Source organism: Lysinibacillus sp. FSL W8-0992 (genome assembly GCF_038008685.1).
Classification (GTDB): Bacteria; Bacillota; Bacilli; order Bacillales_A; family Planococcaceae; genus Lysinibacillus.
In genome coordinates, this window is record NZ_JBBOZQ010000001.1 from 2,465,438 (window position 1) to 2,480,158 (window position 14,721).

A 14,721-nucleotide genomic window follows, 5' to 3' on the forward strand; every position below is an offset into this window, starting at 1 on the left:
TTCTATTATTTTGTGGTATATAAAAATTAATTAAATGAGAATCGACTGAGAATGCAAATTGAACTAATGTAGGAAAGTGTTGGCGACAACAATAATGCTAGAAATAGGAGGGGCGTTTCTAAATGAAAAGAGACGATAAAATTAAAAAGTTTCCAGCACCATACATAATAAAAAATAGCCATTAAACAAAATTCTTCCTTGTCAAATGAAAGGAGGTGAATAATATGTTAGCCAAAAGAACTGTGAGGGTGAAAATAGTAGTGTTAGCGTGGATGGCATTATTATTATTGCCATCTGCAAATGGGGTTTTGGCAGTGTCTCATAATGCTATTCATGAACCTTTAATTGCTGCAACATCAACGGTTGCAACACAAAGAGATCAATTCAACCAAGAAGATGTTTCTCGTAAATGGCTAGCACCAGGACCAATCACACAATATCCAAATGAAGGTGGCACTTGGGAGTATGGATTTTGGAATGCTAAAGTTCGTTCATACTATACAGTGGATCGCTGTCATGGAAGCACAGTAGAGTTGAATGGTAATCAATCTAGATCAGTTGATACTGTAGCAGGGAAAACATCAATTGCTGAACTTTGGGCAGTGCAGTACCCTACCCACGTTGATCGTTATTACTATCGAGTATGCGATTAATTACTGTAGCTTCAATACTTTAGAGGCTTGGAATGTCTTTCGCAGTAGGCTTTCCAAGCTTCTTAATTAAGGAGGAGAGTCATGCTTAAAAGAGCAATACAATTGACATCAATGATTTGTGTAATTATGCTGTCTCTGCTTATTTTTCAATATACGTCGCTTGTCCAACAGCGGCTGCCTTTAGGCACTACAAATCAATTTGATTTAAATCTTGCTGAAACCACTATTGCAAAAGATAAGTTGGTTTCAGACCTTAATCGATTAACAGATCAATATAAAGCGATTGTAGTAAAAACTTCTGTTGACCCAGAAAACTATGACAACAAAAAAGATATTATTTATTTTGGGACTGCTAAACCAGCATTTCATGGCTTGCTTATAGCGCATAAAGAAATTAAGTGGTTCGATTCTACTTTAACAGGTGAGTTGCTTTCTGCTGCAGAAATAGGCACCCGTTCTTTATCAGGCACCTATGCTTTTAACGGTGGAAAAGAATTTCAAGAAGCACTTAAAGAATGGGCGCAACAGCATCAAATTAGGATTTTATTTGTTCAAGAACCATCTATACTTACAATAGTTTATGCATACTTATTTCAAAATGGTATAGGAAATGCAGTGCTCGCTTCCTTGTTGTTATTAGTAACGACAATTATAACGTGGATATTTCAACATGCAAAAGCAAGGTCTATTCGATTATTAGGCGGTGTTAAAGCAGGGAAAATTCATGTGGAGGATACAACGACAATAGTATCTTTTATCTTTGTCGGTTTTTTACTAGGTTTGTTTATTTCATTAGGCTATGTAGGTGTCGTAAAGGACATTCGACAAATTCCATTGGTATTCAATCGGCTAATACTATGTCTATTGCTATTCTTGATTGTCGTTGGCATCATCACAGTATTGCTTTCGCTAATTGCTGGCCCAAAAGCTGCCCATATAGCCAAAAGACAAATACCGTTGAAGCGGTTTTCCATAATGGGAAAGCTAAGTCATGTTCTTGTCATGATATTATCGCTAATTGTTATACCGACTATCATCACATCTTTACTAATAACCAATCAATTGTCAAAAGAATATTCGCTCTGGGACAAAATGCAAAATGTCGTTCGACTGTCAATTATTGACTTAGATTCATTAGAACAAGAGGCGGTACTTCCCGATGTAGAAGATTTTTTTTCTAAAATGCAAGAGGCTAATAATTTAAGTCTTTCTTTAGTTATCGATAAATCAATTTCATTAGAGTCATCTGAGATGGGTGGCTATGATCACATTATTATGACGGATCGAGCTTGGATTGATTTGCTAGAAATAGGTGTGGAAACAGAAGGCAAAGGCGGGAAACTCATTGCAAAAAATGTTAAAGATTTACCATATGAATTGTCATCGTTTTTAGAAGGTCAAATTTCACTATGGACAAAACATAATGATGTCTATCCAGCGCAAGGTTTAACTTTTTACGAATATAAGGGATCGAAATTTCTTGCATTACCACCAAATGTTGGTTTGGCAGGTGAAACAGTGCAAGCAGAAAATCCGTTGGTTCTACTAATAGATGGTCATCTAACAGACATTGTCAAGACGAAGGGGTTTTTATTATCTTTAGCTTCTAGTGGAAATATCGTTTTTTTTGATGAAAATCATTTACAATCAGCTTTAGCTAATTCGGTCATGAAACCTCATATTACGTCGATTAATGGAATAGCAGACGTTGCTTTGGAAACTGCTCAAAGGTTTAAACAACAATACGTCTATTATATTGTAGCGGGTATGCTTATTTTCGTAACAATGTTTTTGACAGGTGTATTGAATGGGAGGCTTTGGGCTGGCACGAATGTAAAACGTATTTTCACTTTGCACACATTTGGTTTGTCTTACGCATCGATTGTTGGACCGGTTTTAAAAAGACAACTATTTACAATCATTATTACAACAATTGTCGGATCCGTAATCGCCTATTTTATACACTATATGGAACTTAGCATATTACTTTCATCTGCTTTGCTTGTCGGAATTTTATATTGGATAGGAAGTTATCTTTCCTTTAAGAGATCCGCAAAGCAAGCATTTTATCGTACTAGTCATCGGTACAATTAAATGAACTAAAGGGGTAATTTATATGGTAATTCAAACAAAAAATATTGGCATTGAAATTAGTGGGAAAAAGATTTTTTCTAATATGTCACTTAACATTAATCGTAACGAAATGATTGCCATTACGGGTCCATCTGGTAGTGGCAAAACAACCCTTTTAAATTGCCTAGGTCTTATTCAATCAGTAAGCAATGGAGAAATTATGATAGAAAATCAAAAAGCTAGCAACTGGAATGAAAAAGAAAAAACGAATTTTTGGAAAAAAAGTGCGGCATTTATTTATCAAGACTATGGCATCATTGAAGATGAAAACGTCAGTTATAACGTGACATTAAATAAGCGGCAAGCAAAGTCAAAGTTTGTTGAAGAAATCCTACAGACCGTTGGACTTGAAGGAAGAGGTCAAGAAATGGCGGCTGTTTTATCAGGGGGGGAAAAACAGCGTCTTGGTGTTGCACGGGCAATATTTAAGAAGGCAACAATTATATATGCGGATGAACCAACTGCATCCCTTGATAAAAATAATAGAGAGATTATTATTAATTTATTAAGAAAATGCAGTCAAAACGGTGCGAGTGTGATTATTGCAACGCACGATGAAAGACTTGTAACTGTCTGCGATAGACGCATTGATTTAGTTTAATTTGTCTAAGTGAGGGGAAATGGCAAGTTATCATCGGTGATTGGTTTGGGTTCGAGGCGGATGACAATTATAAGTAGGAATGTAAAAAATAATAAAAATGGTCACTATAGAAAAATTAAGCATTGGTCTATACTTGATTTAATGTAATGCAGAAGGGAGTGGCGAAATATGTTTATCCGTTTAACAAAGGAACAACAAGAGCAAATCATCGCCGATATACAACGCTTTTTCTATAATCAACGAGATGAGGATATTTCCGATTTTGAAGCGGAAAGAGTATTTGATTTTGTGAAAGAAAATATTGCTCCATATATTTATAATGCAGCGATTTCAGATGCAAAATATGTAGTGGATAGTCAGTTATCTGCTATTGAGGATGAGCTAGTAGCTCTAGAACGTCCAATAAAATTAAAATGATAACGATTAAGAGAAACGATTACTAGAAAATTGTTTCTCTTTCTTTAGTGAAATCAACCTTTATTGGTATACTTTAGGTTTAAAACAAAAAAATAACAGCTAAACAATTGACAAGGACAATGTAAATATGTTAATTTTATCTCGAAATAAAGATACATGAATTCAAAGTAATCGAGATGCGAAGGTTGCTTAATGAATTTTGATTGAATAAAGTACTGTTTATTTGAACACCATTGGTAAGAGCGCAAATTTTTTGAAAATCACCAAAGTAAGAGCAATCAGAAAAACACTTTTTTGGTACAAATAAGGAGGAATAGAGATGTTGAAAATTGGGATTATTTTAGGTAGTACACGTGAAGGACGTGTAAGTCCGCAAGTTGGTCAGTGGGTAAAGGAATTAGCAGAAAAACGCCGTGATGCAGAATATGAAATTATTGATATTGCCGACTTCAAACTACCTCTTTTAGGAGAACCAGGTGGCGATGCTTCTGGAGCAGCAGCATGGTCTCAAAGAGTAGCTGCATGTGATGGGTTTGTTTTTATTGTTCAAGAATACAATCATTCTATTTCAGGAGCGCTTAAAAATGCTCTAGATTATTTACGTGAAGAGTGGAATAATAAAGCAGCTGGTATCGTGTCATACGGTTCAGTAGGTGGTGCACGTGCGGCCGAACATTTACGTGGTATTCTTGGAGAATTATCAGTAGCAGATGTTCGTGTACACCCTGCGTTGTCGTTATTTACTGATTTTGAAAATGGCAATGTGTTTAAACCAAAAGATGTGCAAGCTGATTCAGTAAACCAAATGTTAGATCAAGTCATTCCATGGGCAACAGCCTTAAAAACAATTCGCTAGGCTAGAGTGAATTATATAGCATGTTATTCAGCATACTGGAGTACTTCCAGTATGCTTTTTAGGTGCCAGGCACTCAAACAATTTTGAAAATTTTATGGCTATCCAAGCGAAAATCCACGAAGAATCCTGTGGGAACGCACGTAAAGCGAACTGGATTTTTACGAAATAAGAATTTGAATACTATGCATAAAAGATAGATTAATAAACTTTAAAGAAACTTTACCATTGGGTAATATTATGCGTTATGCTAATGAAGGCAGAATGGATCATTTGACAGTTCTGCCATCAAAACCTGAATAGCATTCTAACAAAAAAGTGGGGAAGTTTATGAAAACAATAACTGTTCAACATTATGATGCATTTAGTCACATACCAAATAAGGGGAATCCTGCTGGAGTTGTAGTGGAAGGAAATCAATACAGTGAGCATGAGATGCAAGAAATTGCGAAAATGGTTGGCTTTAATGAAACAGCCTTTGCTATGACGTCTGAAAAAGCTGATATACGCATTCGTTATTTTACACCAGGGCATGAAGTCGATTTATGTGGTCATGCTACAATGGCAACCATTTATGCACTACAAACACAAGGCTTATTAGCGAACAAAACGACTATTACGATTGAAACAAAGGCCGGAATATTACCAATTCGTCTAGAAGAAAAAGATGAAAAGCTATACATAACAATGCAGCATGCTGCACCACAGTTTGAAGCATTTAATGGCTCTAGAGCTGCGCTTGCTGAGTCAATAGGCATTGACGAGGATGAATTACATTCAGATTTACCAATTGTCTATGGTAGCACAGGATTGTGGACCTTACTAATACCTGTCCAAAAATTAAGCTCTTTCAAAAAGATGAATCCACAAACCGCTAAATTTCCGTCTATCTTAAATGAAATGCCAACAGCTTCCTTGCATCCATTTTGTTTAGAGGCATTAGATGAAACGGCAAATATGCATGCAAGACATTTTTCTTCACCATACTCCGGCACAATTCAAGATATAGTAACGGGAACGGCTTCAGGTGTGATGGGGGCATATTATGCGAAGTATGTTGATAGTAATGTAGCATACCCGAAAACACTTATTGTTGAACAAGGACAAGAGCTTGATCGAGATGGTCGTGTTTATGTCCATGTGAACGAAGTGGACAACAACTTGGATATTTCAATCACTGGAACGGCTGTCTATGTCACGGAATTGAAAGTGCAAATATAAGTGCCAGGCACTCACACAATTTATCGTACTAATCATATATTTTGCAAAGTAAGACGGAGCAATCCCGCGTGTTAGCGAGGGGTGAGGCTTACACTGGCTAAGTGCCAGTCACTCAAACAATTTTAAACAAAAGAGACTGTTCATCGCTAGAACAGTCTCTTTCATTACTTTTGTAAAATATCACATACTCTACCTATTTGGCCATCCGTTAAACGAACCTTAATGCCATGTGGATGGTGTGAGGAATTGGTTAAAATATCTTTCACAATCCCTTTCGTTTTAACGCCTGTTCGCTGATCTTTTTTGAGAATAATATTGACTTCAAGCCCTGGGTGAATATCTTTTCTGTTTTGACCGTTCATACTTAACCTCACATATATATAGAATGATTCAAATTATAGCATAAGTGCTGTTAGTTACCTATTGCAAATAGAGATTGAAACAATGAGGCTAGTAAAGCAACAAATAAAGTATCTTCCGAATGGAATAGCTTATAAATGATGCCTTCCCGTACTATCCCATTTTCTACGAAGTTTGCACTCGCAATTTTTTCATCATTACAATATAAATAAGCAGTCGATGTGAAATCTTTCTCAAAGCGAAAGACAAGACCATCCATCGTAAAGGAATAGGAAGATTCTAATAATTGAACAGTTTTTCTTTGAATAGGTATGATACTCCCATCAGGCATGATAATTTCATGACTGACACCTTTTGTGAGCAGCGTAGAACGCACTTGAAAAAGGGGTTCTCCATGCGTTGTCCGTGTTTCATAACGGTGCGGTAACGGTTGCTGTGATGTTACTAGAGAGGCTGCATTAAGTACTTTTCCGATATTTGAGCGCTCAACTTTTTGGAGTATGCAAACTGTTTCATTTTGACTGTTTAGGATTGGTAATTTTGAAAGTCTATCAAATGCTTTTGGATATGTAAGTGTAAATGTTGCCATAAAAAACCTCCAATCTACTTACTATACGAGTAAGCTAGACTGGAGGTTTCACTATTATTAGTTGAATATAAATTTCTCTAACATTTACGTTTTCTTGTTCGGAATTATTAAAATCTGTTCAATGTAATAAAACTACATTTGATTGTAATTTCACTACAAAACTGTATTAATGTTATGAGAAAAAAAGTGAATAAGTAACAATATTATGTCTTTTTCGAAAAATAAACTTGTGAGGAAATTATCGTTGTAGTAAAATTACAATTGAAATTAGGAGGTGATTTCTTGTTAAGTTTCGAAGAACGAATAAATAGTAAGGTGAATTCGCTAACAATTTCTGAGAGAAAAGTTGTCGAGCAGCTGAAAATGCATAAACAACCTTTTTTGTTATCAATGAACGAACTCTCAACATTAAGCAATGTAAGTGAACCGAGTGTTGTTCGTTTATACAGAAAGCTTGGATATGCTAGTTACCAAGAGTTAAAAGTGGCACTTGCTCAAGAGCAAGTGAATAACAGCTACTCATCAACGTCGGACCAAAATGAGATTAAGGATGAGGATCTTGCTAATGTTGTATTTGATAAAATAGCAGATCAACTTTCTATAGCGATGTCGATGACTAAAGAGAAATTAAATATTACTCAGATGGAAGAAGCTGTTCAAATTATAGCAAAAGCAGAAAGGCTTTTTTTCTTCGGACAAGGTCTCTCGGGTACGATTGCAGAAGATGGCGCTCATAAATTTATGAGAATGGGCGGTACAACTATCGCTGTTCAGGATCCGCATTATCAAGCGATATATGCCAATCATATGAACAATGAAGATGTTGTCATTGTAATTTCTCATTCTGGAGAAACGGTCAATATTATAGAAGTCGTTCAAATGAGCCAAAAAAGTGGAGCATTTGTCATTGTTATTACATCGAATTCAAATACAACGCTTGCCAAAATGGCTGATACACTACTCCTTACACAGGCGCAAGAGACTGAAAAGCGGTCGGATGCGATGGTTAGCCGCCTTGTACAACTTGCTTTAATCGACACATTATTTACTAGGGTTGTTGCAATAGGGGGTAGCCATGTTAAAAAATCTATAAATATTTCACGGTTAGCCGTTACTAGAATGAAAAAATAATCTTTTAATAAAAGTGTATGCGTTGTCACCTTAGAGATAATTATATTTAAGGAGGATACATTACAATGTTAACAGGTAATACACTCATTATCGGGTTTGTTCTTGCTCTAATTGTTTTATTTGTCCTTATTATGAGATTCAAGTGGGATGCTTTCGTCTCTCTTTTAGTAGTTGCCATTGGACTTGGCTTATTATCAAGCATTCCGGCGAAAGAAGTCCCTGGCATAATTGCCACAGGATTTGGCAACACACTAGCTGGCGTCGGTATTTTGATTGGACTTGGAATTATATTTGGTCAATTTTTAGCATCATCTGGTGCCATTAATAAAATTGCTACTGGAATGCTACGCGTTTTTGGGGTCAAAAAATCTCCATACGCAATTGCAATGACATCGATTACTGTTTCAATTCCTGTATTCTTTGACGCAGCGTTTATTATTTTACATAAATTAATTCAAAATCTTTCTTTTAAAACAAAAATCTCACTTACTACTTTTGTTGCGATTCTTTCGATTGGGTTAATCACAGCTCATAGTGTAATTATCCCGACGCCAGGACCTTTAGTTGTTGCCGACCAAACAGGATCAGATATAGGTATGTTCTTTATTTATGGATTGCTAGTTTCAATTCCTGGAGTACTAGTTGGCGGTGTAATCTATGGAAAGTTTATTGGAAAGCGCATTACAAATGAAGGACGTCTTGATGAATCTGACATAGCAGAAGCAGAAAGCACTCTTTCTGGAAGAAAAGAAATTTCAACTGCTCTTTCTTTTGGGATGCTCGCTTTACCAATTATCTTGATTTTATCGAATACGTTAATAAATTTACTTTTCAGAGACAACACAGAACAATTCGTTCCGACACTTTTTTCCGTTATTGGAGATAAAAATGTTGCGTTGTTAATCAGTGTGCTTGTCGCAATGTTTGCCTTAAAGCCATACATCAAGGAAGATATTAAAACCGTTTTTTCCAAGGCGTTAGATCAAAGTGGAGCGGTCATCCTAATTACTGGTGCAGGAGGTGCCTTTGGTAAAGTTGTTCAAGAAACCGGCATAGGGGATTTAATTATTAGCATGATGCAAGGGCTGAACATTCCTGCTTTACTACTTGCTTTTTTATTTGCGCAAATTCTACGCGCTTCGCTCGGATCTGCAACAGTTGCTCTTGTTACAACATCTGCAATTATGGGACCGTTAGCTGCAGAACTTGGCGTATCACCAGTCGTGCTAGGTCTTGCTATTTGCGCTGGTGGAATCGGCTTATCACTACCTAATGATTCTGGTTTCTGGGTAGTAAGTAAATTTGGACGTTTATCGATGACAGAAACAATTAAAGTTTGGTCAATAGGGGGCTTCTTATCAGGGGTGACCGTATTAATTTCCGTTTACGTTCTAAGCATGTTCCAAGGAATTTTACCAGGTTTGTAATTTACTTGTTTAATAGGCGGATGGCTAGTCCACCGCTATATAGTTGATTAAGTATGAATAGGGTACTTTATATCAGTTAATGAACAACTAGATTGGAGCTGAAGTTAAATTGAAGAAGAAACTTGGATTTATTGGACTTGGCATTATGGGGGCGCCAATAGTACGCAACCTTTTGAAAAAGGGTAACGAGGTTACTGTATTCGACCTGAATACACTAGCGGTTGAGATGCTTGCAAAAGAAGGTGCAAAGATAGCTACCTCTGGAAAGGGGGTAGCATTAACGAGTGATGTCGTAATTACAATGTTGCCGAAAGGGAGACATGTCCAGCAAGCTATTTTTGGTGAACATGGGGTTATGGAAGGTGCTCGTGAGGGTATGGTCATCATCGACATGAGCTCTGTCACACCAGTTGAATCAAAAGAAATGTACGAGCTTTCTGCAAAACAAGGGGTACATTTTCTTGATGCACCAGTCAGTGGTGGTGAGCCGAAAGCAATTGATGGTTCACTGACAATCATGGTTGGTGGAAAAGAAGAAGTGTTTGAAAGTGTAAAAGACATTCTTGGCGATATGGGCAATAACATTGTACTTGTCGGTGACTCAGGCAGCGGATCTACTGCAAAGCTTGCAAATCAAATTATCGTAAACTTAAATATTGCGGCAATATCTGAAGCACTTGTGTTTGCGACAAAAGCAGGTATTAATGTGGAGAAAATGTATCAGGCAATTCGCGGTGGTCTTGCAGGAAGTACCGTAATGGATGCAAAAATCCCAATGATTCTTGACCGGAATTTTAAAGCAGGTGGCCGTGTCGACATTAATCTTAAAGATATAAATAATGTGATGCATACTGCTCACGAGCTAGCTGTTCCACTTCCGTTATCAGCTCAGCTCTTAGAAATTTTCTATTCTTTAAAAGCTAATGGAATGGAAACCCTAGATCACGCAAGCATTGTCCAACACTATGAGAAATTAGCAAATGTTGAAGTTTCAAGAGAGGTGCGATAAATGGTAGCGAGAAAAGCATCGGAACAATTATCAGGCCTAATTGAACCAAGTTGCGAGCAAATTCAGATGAAATTGGAGGATGCGCGAAAAGGGTTTAACCATAAAATCGTGATTCTTGATGATGACCCAACAGGTGTACAAACCGTTCACGGTGTTTCTGTTTATACGGATTGGACTGAAGAAAGCATTAAGCAAGGATTCCGTGAGCAAAATCAAATTTTTTTTCTGCTAACAAATTCTCGCAGTTTTACCGCTGAGGAAACAGCGGTTGTTCATCAGGATATAGCTCGCCGAGTGCATGAGGTTTCCTTACAAGAAGGAATTCCTTATCTACTGGTTAGCCGCGGGGATTCTACATTGCGTGGTCATTACCCGCTAGAAACCGAAACAATGAAAAACACAATTGAAGAAATTTCTAATACTAAGTTTGACGGGGAAATACTTATTCCATTTTTTAAAGAAGGTGGCCGTTTAACAATCGACAATATCCATTATGTTCAGTATGGAGAAGAACTTGTTCCAGCTAGTGAAACAGAGTTTGCTAAAGACCGTACTTTCGGCTTTAGTTCTTCACATCTAGGCGAATGGATTGAAGAAAAAACAAAGGGTGTTTATCCAAAAGAAGATACTATTTATATCAGCATTGAAGATTTACGTTCACAAAATATTGAAGCAATCAAAGCGCAATTAATGGAAGCTGAAAACTTCAAGAAAGTCGTTGTGAATGCAGCCGTTTACAGCGATGTTGAAGTGTTTGTAATTGCCTTGCTCCAAGTTATGAAAGCGGGAAAAACGTTTATTTTCCGAAGTGCCGCTTCCTTAACGAAAGTACTTGGAGGCATTTCTGATAAGCCATTTTTATCAAGAGTAGAGCTTATTACGGAAGAGACTTCAAATGGAGGACTTATCGTAGTTGGCTCGCACGTTCAAAAGACAACAGATCAATTGTGTGCCCTTCTTGATAGTGGTCTAGTAACAGGAGTAGAGTTTAATGTTCATCTTGTGCACGATGATGAGAAATTCCAACAGGAAATCAATCGTGTCCGTATTACTTGCGAAGAGCTGATTACTTCTGGAAAATCCGTAGTTTATTACACTCGTCGGGAGAGATTGGACTTAGGAGTGAATCAAGGCGAAAGTGAACTTCAACTATCTGTTAAAATATCACAAGCAGTGACAAGCATTGTCACTGACTTAAAGGTACGACCGAAGTACATAGTTGCAAAAGGTGGAATTACTTCATCCAGTGTTGGAACAGTGGGACTATCAGTCAAGCGCGCTGAAGTAGTAGGTCAAATTAAACCGGGTGTTCCAGTGTGGAAAACAGGAGAAGAAAGTAAGTTCCCTCGTTCTTCTTTCATTATCTTCCCTGGCAATGTCGGCACAACCAACACACTCAAAGAAATTATTGAAGTATTAGAGGGGAAATAAGTGAATACGATGAAGGATTTTTAGTATCGTGGACGAAGTTGCATGTTGGAAACTGCAAGTCGATAATAGAGCGGCTGCGTTGAGCATATTTCCGATGTTCGAACGCTCGAGTTTTGAATACGTAGCATTAGAAATTGAAGTCTATTAAATGCTTTTAGGTATGTAAAAAACCTCCAATCTACTTACTAATCGAGTAGATTGGAGGTTTCATTATTATTAGTTAGAAATGATTTTACCGGATAATGCACGTTTTTCTTGCTCTGTATCGAATTCATTTTCCATCTTAGATACAACTACTGTCGCTACACCGTTACCAATTAAGTTAGTAACAGCGCGTGCCTCAGACATAAATCGATCGACACCAATTAACAGTGCAATCCCTTCTACAGGAATCATAGGGAATGCAGCGAGTGTTGCAGCAAGCGTAATAAAGCCTGAGCCTGTTACACCAGCAGCTCCTTTAGACGTTAACATTAAAATAGCAAGTAAAGTAAGCTGATGCCAAATATCTAAATCAACCCCATAAGCTTGTGCGATAAAGAGAGCAGCCATTGATAGATAAATGGAAGTGCCGTCCAGGTTAAAGGAATAACCTGTTGGAATTACAAGACCTACAACTTGTTTCGAACAGCCGTAATTTTCTAATTTGCGCATCATCGAAGGAAGTGCAGATTCAGAAGATGATGTACCGATAACGATAAAAATTTCATCTTTAATATATTTAATGAATTTAAAAATACTAAAGCCAAAGAAGCGTGTAATTAAACCAATAACGACAACGATAAATATGAACATTGTAATATAGACAGATAACATTAAGAAACCTAAGTTCCCAAGTGATTTTATACCGAAGTTCCCGATTGTGTAACTCATAGCACCAAAAGCACCAATTGGGGAAATTTTCATCACCATATTAACAATTTTAAAGAAAATATCTGCTACTTGCTCGAAAAATTTGATAACAGGTTTAGCCGGTTCTCCAATAGCCGCTGCTGCTAACCCGAATAATACAGCTGAAAATAAAACAGGTAATAACTCACCATTCGCAAGTGCACCGACAACATTATCTGGGATAATTTGCATTATAAATGCCCCAAAACCATGCTCAGCAGCAGCAGCTTGCTCAGTATATTGTGAAACATCCGCAGCGTTTGCTGCATCTGTATTAAATCCTTTACCAGGTTGAATGATATTTACAACAAGTAAGCCAATCGCAAGTGCGAAAGTCGAGACAATTTCAAAATAAATTAATGCCTTACCACCAATTTTACCGACCTTTTTTACATCACCCATGCTACCAATCCCGATAACAACAGTTAAGAAAATAATAGGTGCAATTAACATTTTAATTAATTTAATAAAAATATCAGCTAATATTTTTAAGCTAGCACCGAACTCTGGGAATGCAGCACCAACAATAATACCAAGTATAATGGCAATCAGCACTTGTACCGTTAAGTTTTTAAAATTTATCCGCATAATACTTCCCCCTAAAAAAATGTGAACTTTGTGAACGCTTTCATGTGGTTATCATAGCGGAAATTTTCCGACAATAGGATTTATGGCCGTAAAGTTTCTATTGTTCATTTTGTTCATTTTTCATTTGATTAGATAGAAAGCTAGTAATACCAATGGTTTGAGGCTGTTTTATAGTAGAATGCGATTTCTCTAAACTATTATAATACAAAAGAAAAAATCCCCACATAAAGTGAGGATGTATTTTTAATGACCAAAAGTTCTAAGGAGAAACAATCTTTTGGATTTCAGGTAATACATTATGCTGTTTTACATTGGCACGATAGAAATCATAGACAGGGGCAAGTTTTTCTTGAAAGCGTTGACGCTCCTCATCGCTCATCGTATAAATTTCAAAATCGGCTTCTTGTTGTAGTTTTCGTAAATCATTGTCGTTCATTAACACAGCCTGCTTAAATTGCCATTCAGTTGTTTCTTTCATGGCATCTATTAGCTGCTTTTGGACTTTTGATGGTAACTTTTCCCAAAAATTTTCATTCATCAAAACTGAATAGCCTAAAATCCCATGGTTTGTTAACGTCATATTTTTTTGTACTTTGTAAAAGCCCTTCGAAAAAATATTAGAGGCCGTATTTTCTTGTGCATCGATAGCATGTGTTTCTAAGTCAGTAAAAACTTCGCTAAAGGAAATCGGGACAGGCGTAGCCCCGACTAAGCTAAATTGCTTTTCAAGCGTTTTACTTGGCATTGTGCGTATACGTAAACCTTGTAAATCTTCAAACGTATGAATTGGATGCTCCGCTGTTAACTGTTTAAAGCCATTGTGCCAAAAGCCGAGACCCCGTACATTAAAAGGCTTTAACTCATCCAATAATTGTTCACCGATTGGTCCTGTTAGTACCTCATGAACTTCATCATCTGTATGAAAAAGATACGGCAGGTCAAGCACTTGCCAATCTGGTACATAGGAAGTCATTTTAGAAAAAGTAGGAATGATGATTTCGACTTTTCCATCTTGTAAAGCTTTGAATTCATTTTCATCGTTAAATAACGAGGCATTTGGATAAACATGGACTTTTACCTTGCCGTTTGTTTTTTCCTCTACAAGTTCAGCAAATTTCGTTGCAGCTTGACCTTTTGGCGTATTTTCAGCTACAACATGACTTAAATGTATCGTAATTTGTGTATCAAGGCCCTTTTGTTCATCATCATAGGGGAGCGTTTTCGAAAATAATATTCCTTGCTGTATACTAAATACAATGGTTAAGATCAAAACGGTTGCAATCGTCCCAATAATAAATTTTTTCATATTCTACACCCAATTGATTCGTATTTTCACATGTTTTTGTTATTCTAACATAAGGAGTAAGCTAAAATATAGTAAGAGGGAGGCAATGATCTTGAAATTTCAAAAGTTATC

At 36.8% G+C, this 14,721-nt stretch carries 14 protein-coding genes; 10 read left to right on the plus strand and 4 right to left on the minus strand.

Features of this window, described 5'->3' with window-relative positions; genetic code table 11:
• The first annotated feature begins 224 nt into the window (after positions 1-224).
• The 6 genes from NSQ74_RS12285 to NSQ74_RS12310 all read left to right on the plus strand — a co-directional run bounded on the left by NSQ74_RS12285 (position 225) and on the right by NSQ74_RS12310 (position 5,878).
• Positions 225-653, plus strand: coding sequence for a lactococcin 972 family bacteriocin (locus tag NSQ74_RS12285; RefSeq protein ID WP_340823646.1), 429 nt, complete (start codon positions 225-227; stop codon positions 651-653).
• Positions 654-734: 81 nt separating this feature from the next.
• Entirely contained in the window at positions 735-2,747 is a 2,013-nt protein-coding gene (locus NSQ74_RS12290; RefSeq protein ID WP_340823647.1) for a hypothetical protein, read from the plus strand.
• Between the two features lie 22 nt (positions 2,748-2,769).
• On the plus strand, positions 2,770-3,387 hold the full coding sequence (locus NSQ74_RS12295) for an ABC transporter ATP-binding protein (protein WP_340823649.1): 618 nt from the start codon (positions 2,770-2,772) through the stop codon (positions 3,385-3,387).
• Between the two features lie 168 nt (positions 3,388-3,555).
• Positions 3,556-3,804: a DUF2164 domain-containing protein gene (locus NSQ74_RS12300; RefSeq protein ID WP_340823650.1), complete on the plus strand. Its 249-nt coding sequence runs from the start codon at positions 3,556-3,558 to the stop codon at positions 3,802-3,804.
• 319 nt (positions 3,805-4,123) lie between these two features.
• Complete coding sequence (locus tag NSQ74_RS12305) at positions 4,124-4,660, plus strand: NADPH-dependent FMN reductase (protein WP_340823651.1); 537 nt, start codon at positions 4,124-4,126, stop codon at positions 4,658-4,660.
• A 327-nt stretch (positions 4,661-4,987) separates the two neighbouring features.
• Entirely contained in the window at positions 4,988-5,878 is an 891-nt protein-coding gene (locus tag NSQ74_RS12310) for a PhzF family phenazine biosynthesis isomerase (RefSeq protein ID WP_340823653.1), read from the plus strand.
• A 164-nt stretch (positions 5,879-6,042) separates the two neighbouring features.
• On the opposite strand, the gene NSQ74_RS12315 is transcribed toward NSQ74_RS12310, so the two are convergent.
• Both NSQ74_RS12315 and NSQ74_RS12320 read right to left on the minus strand, forming a co-directional pair.
• Positions 6,043-6,240 (minus strand): YwbE family protein, encoded by a 198-nt coding sequence (locus NSQ74_RS12315; protein ID WP_340823655.1) that lies wholly within the window; start codon positions 6,238-6,240, stop codon positions 6,043-6,045.
• Positions 6,241-6,290: 50 nt separating this feature from the next.
• Positions 6,291-6,827 carry a tubby C-terminal domain-like protein gene (locus NSQ74_RS12320; RefSeq protein ID WP_340823657.1) on the minus strand — a complete coding sequence of 179 codons (537 nt, stop codon included), beginning with the start codon at positions 6,825-6,827 and terminating at the stop codon, positions 6,291-6,293.
• A gap of 282 nt (positions 6,828-7,109) precedes the next feature.
• On the opposite strand from NSQ74_RS12320, the gene NSQ74_RS12325 reads away from it, so the two are divergent.
• From NSQ74_RS12325 to NSQ74_RS12340, 4 genes are all read left to right on the plus strand, one after another.
• Entirely contained in the window at positions 7,110-7,958 is an 849-nt protein-coding gene (locus tag NSQ74_RS12325; protein ID WP_340823659.1) for a MurR/RpiR family transcriptional regulator, read from the plus strand.
• Between the two features lie 65 nt (positions 7,959-8,023).
• Entirely contained in the window at positions 8,024-9,385 is a 1,362-nt protein-coding gene (locus tag NSQ74_RS12330) for a GntP family permease (protein ID WP_340823660.1), read from the plus strand.
• A gap of 109 nt (positions 9,386-9,494) precedes the next feature.
• The gene (gene garR / locus NSQ74_RS12335) at positions 9,495-10,394 is read left to right on the plus strand and encodes a 2-hydroxy-3-oxopropionate reductase (RefSeq protein WP_340823662.1); all 900 of its coding nucleotides are present in this window, start codon (positions 9,495-9,497) and stop codon (positions 10,392-10,394) included.
• Positions 10,395-11,825, plus strand: coding sequence for a four-carbon acid sugar kinase family protein (locus tag NSQ74_RS12340; protein WP_445669061.1), 1,431 nt, complete (start codon positions 10,395-10,397; stop codon positions 11,823-11,825).
• Positions 11,826-12,041: 216 nt separating this feature from the next.
• Here NSQ74_RS12340 and NSQ74_RS12345 read toward each other — a convergent pair whose 3' ends face one another.
• On the minus strand, positions 12,042-13,304 hold the full coding sequence (locus tag NSQ74_RS12345) for a dicarboxylate/amino acid:cation symporter (protein WP_340823663.1): 1,263 nt from the start codon (positions 13,302-13,304) through the stop codon (positions 12,042-12,044).
• A gap of 259 nt (positions 13,305-13,563) precedes the next feature.
• On the minus strand, positions 13,564-14,610 hold the full coding sequence (locus NSQ74_RS12350) for a TRAP transporter substrate-binding protein (RefSeq protein ID WP_340823665.1): 1,047 nt from the start codon (positions 14,608-14,610) through the stop codon (positions 13,564-13,566).
• Positions 14,611-14,721 lie beyond the last annotated feature (111 nt).

Excerpts from the sequence above, each read along its gene's own strand:
- NSQ74_RS12285 (WP_340823646.1), top strand. The coding sequence starts at position 225 with ATGTTAGCCAAAAGAACTGTGAGGGTGAAAATAGTAGTGTTAGCGTGG.
- NSQ74_RS12290 (WP_340823647.1), top strand. The coding sequence starts at position 735 with ATGCTTAAAAGAGCAATACAATTGACATCAATGATTTGTGTAATTATG.
- NSQ74_RS12295 (WP_340823649.1), top strand. The coding sequence starts at position 2,770 with ATGGTAATTCAAACAAAAAATATTGGCATTGAAATTAGTGGGAAAAAG.
- NSQ74_RS12300 (WP_340823650.1), top strand. The coding sequence starts at position 3,556 with ATGTTTATCCGTTTAACAAAGGAACAACAAGAGCAAATCATCGCCGAT.
- NSQ74_RS12305 (WP_340823651.1), top strand. The coding sequence starts at position 4,124 with ATGTTGAAAATTGGGATTATTTTAGGTAGTACACGTGAAGGACGTGTA.
- NSQ74_RS12310 (WP_340823653.1), top strand. The coding sequence starts at position 4,988 with ATGAAAACAATAACTGTTCAACATTATGATGCATTTAGTCACATACCA.
- NSQ74_RS12315 (WP_340823655.1), bottom strand. The coding sequence starts at position 6,240 with ATGAACGGTCAAAACAGAAAAGATATTCACCCAGGGCTTGAAGTCAAT.
- NSQ74_RS12320 (WP_340823657.1), bottom strand. The coding sequence starts at position 6,827 with ATGGCAACATTTACACTTACATATCCAAAAGCATTTGATAGACTTTCA.
- NSQ74_RS12330 (WP_340823660.1), top strand. The coding sequence starts at position 8,024 with ATGTTAACAGGTAATACACTCATTATCGGGTTTGTTCTTGCTCTAATT.
- NSQ74_RS12340 (WP_445669061.1), top strand. The coding sequence starts at position 10,395 with ATGGTAGCGAGAAAAGCATCGGAACAATTATCAGGCCTAATTGAACCA.
- NSQ74_RS12345 (WP_340823663.1), bottom strand. The coding sequence starts at position 13,304 with ATGCGGATAAATTTTAAAAACTTAACGGTACAAGTGCTGATTGCCATT.
- NSQ74_RS12350 (WP_340823665.1), bottom strand. The coding sequence starts at position 14,610 with ATGAAAAAATTTATTATTGGGACGATTGCAACCGTTTTGATCTTAACC.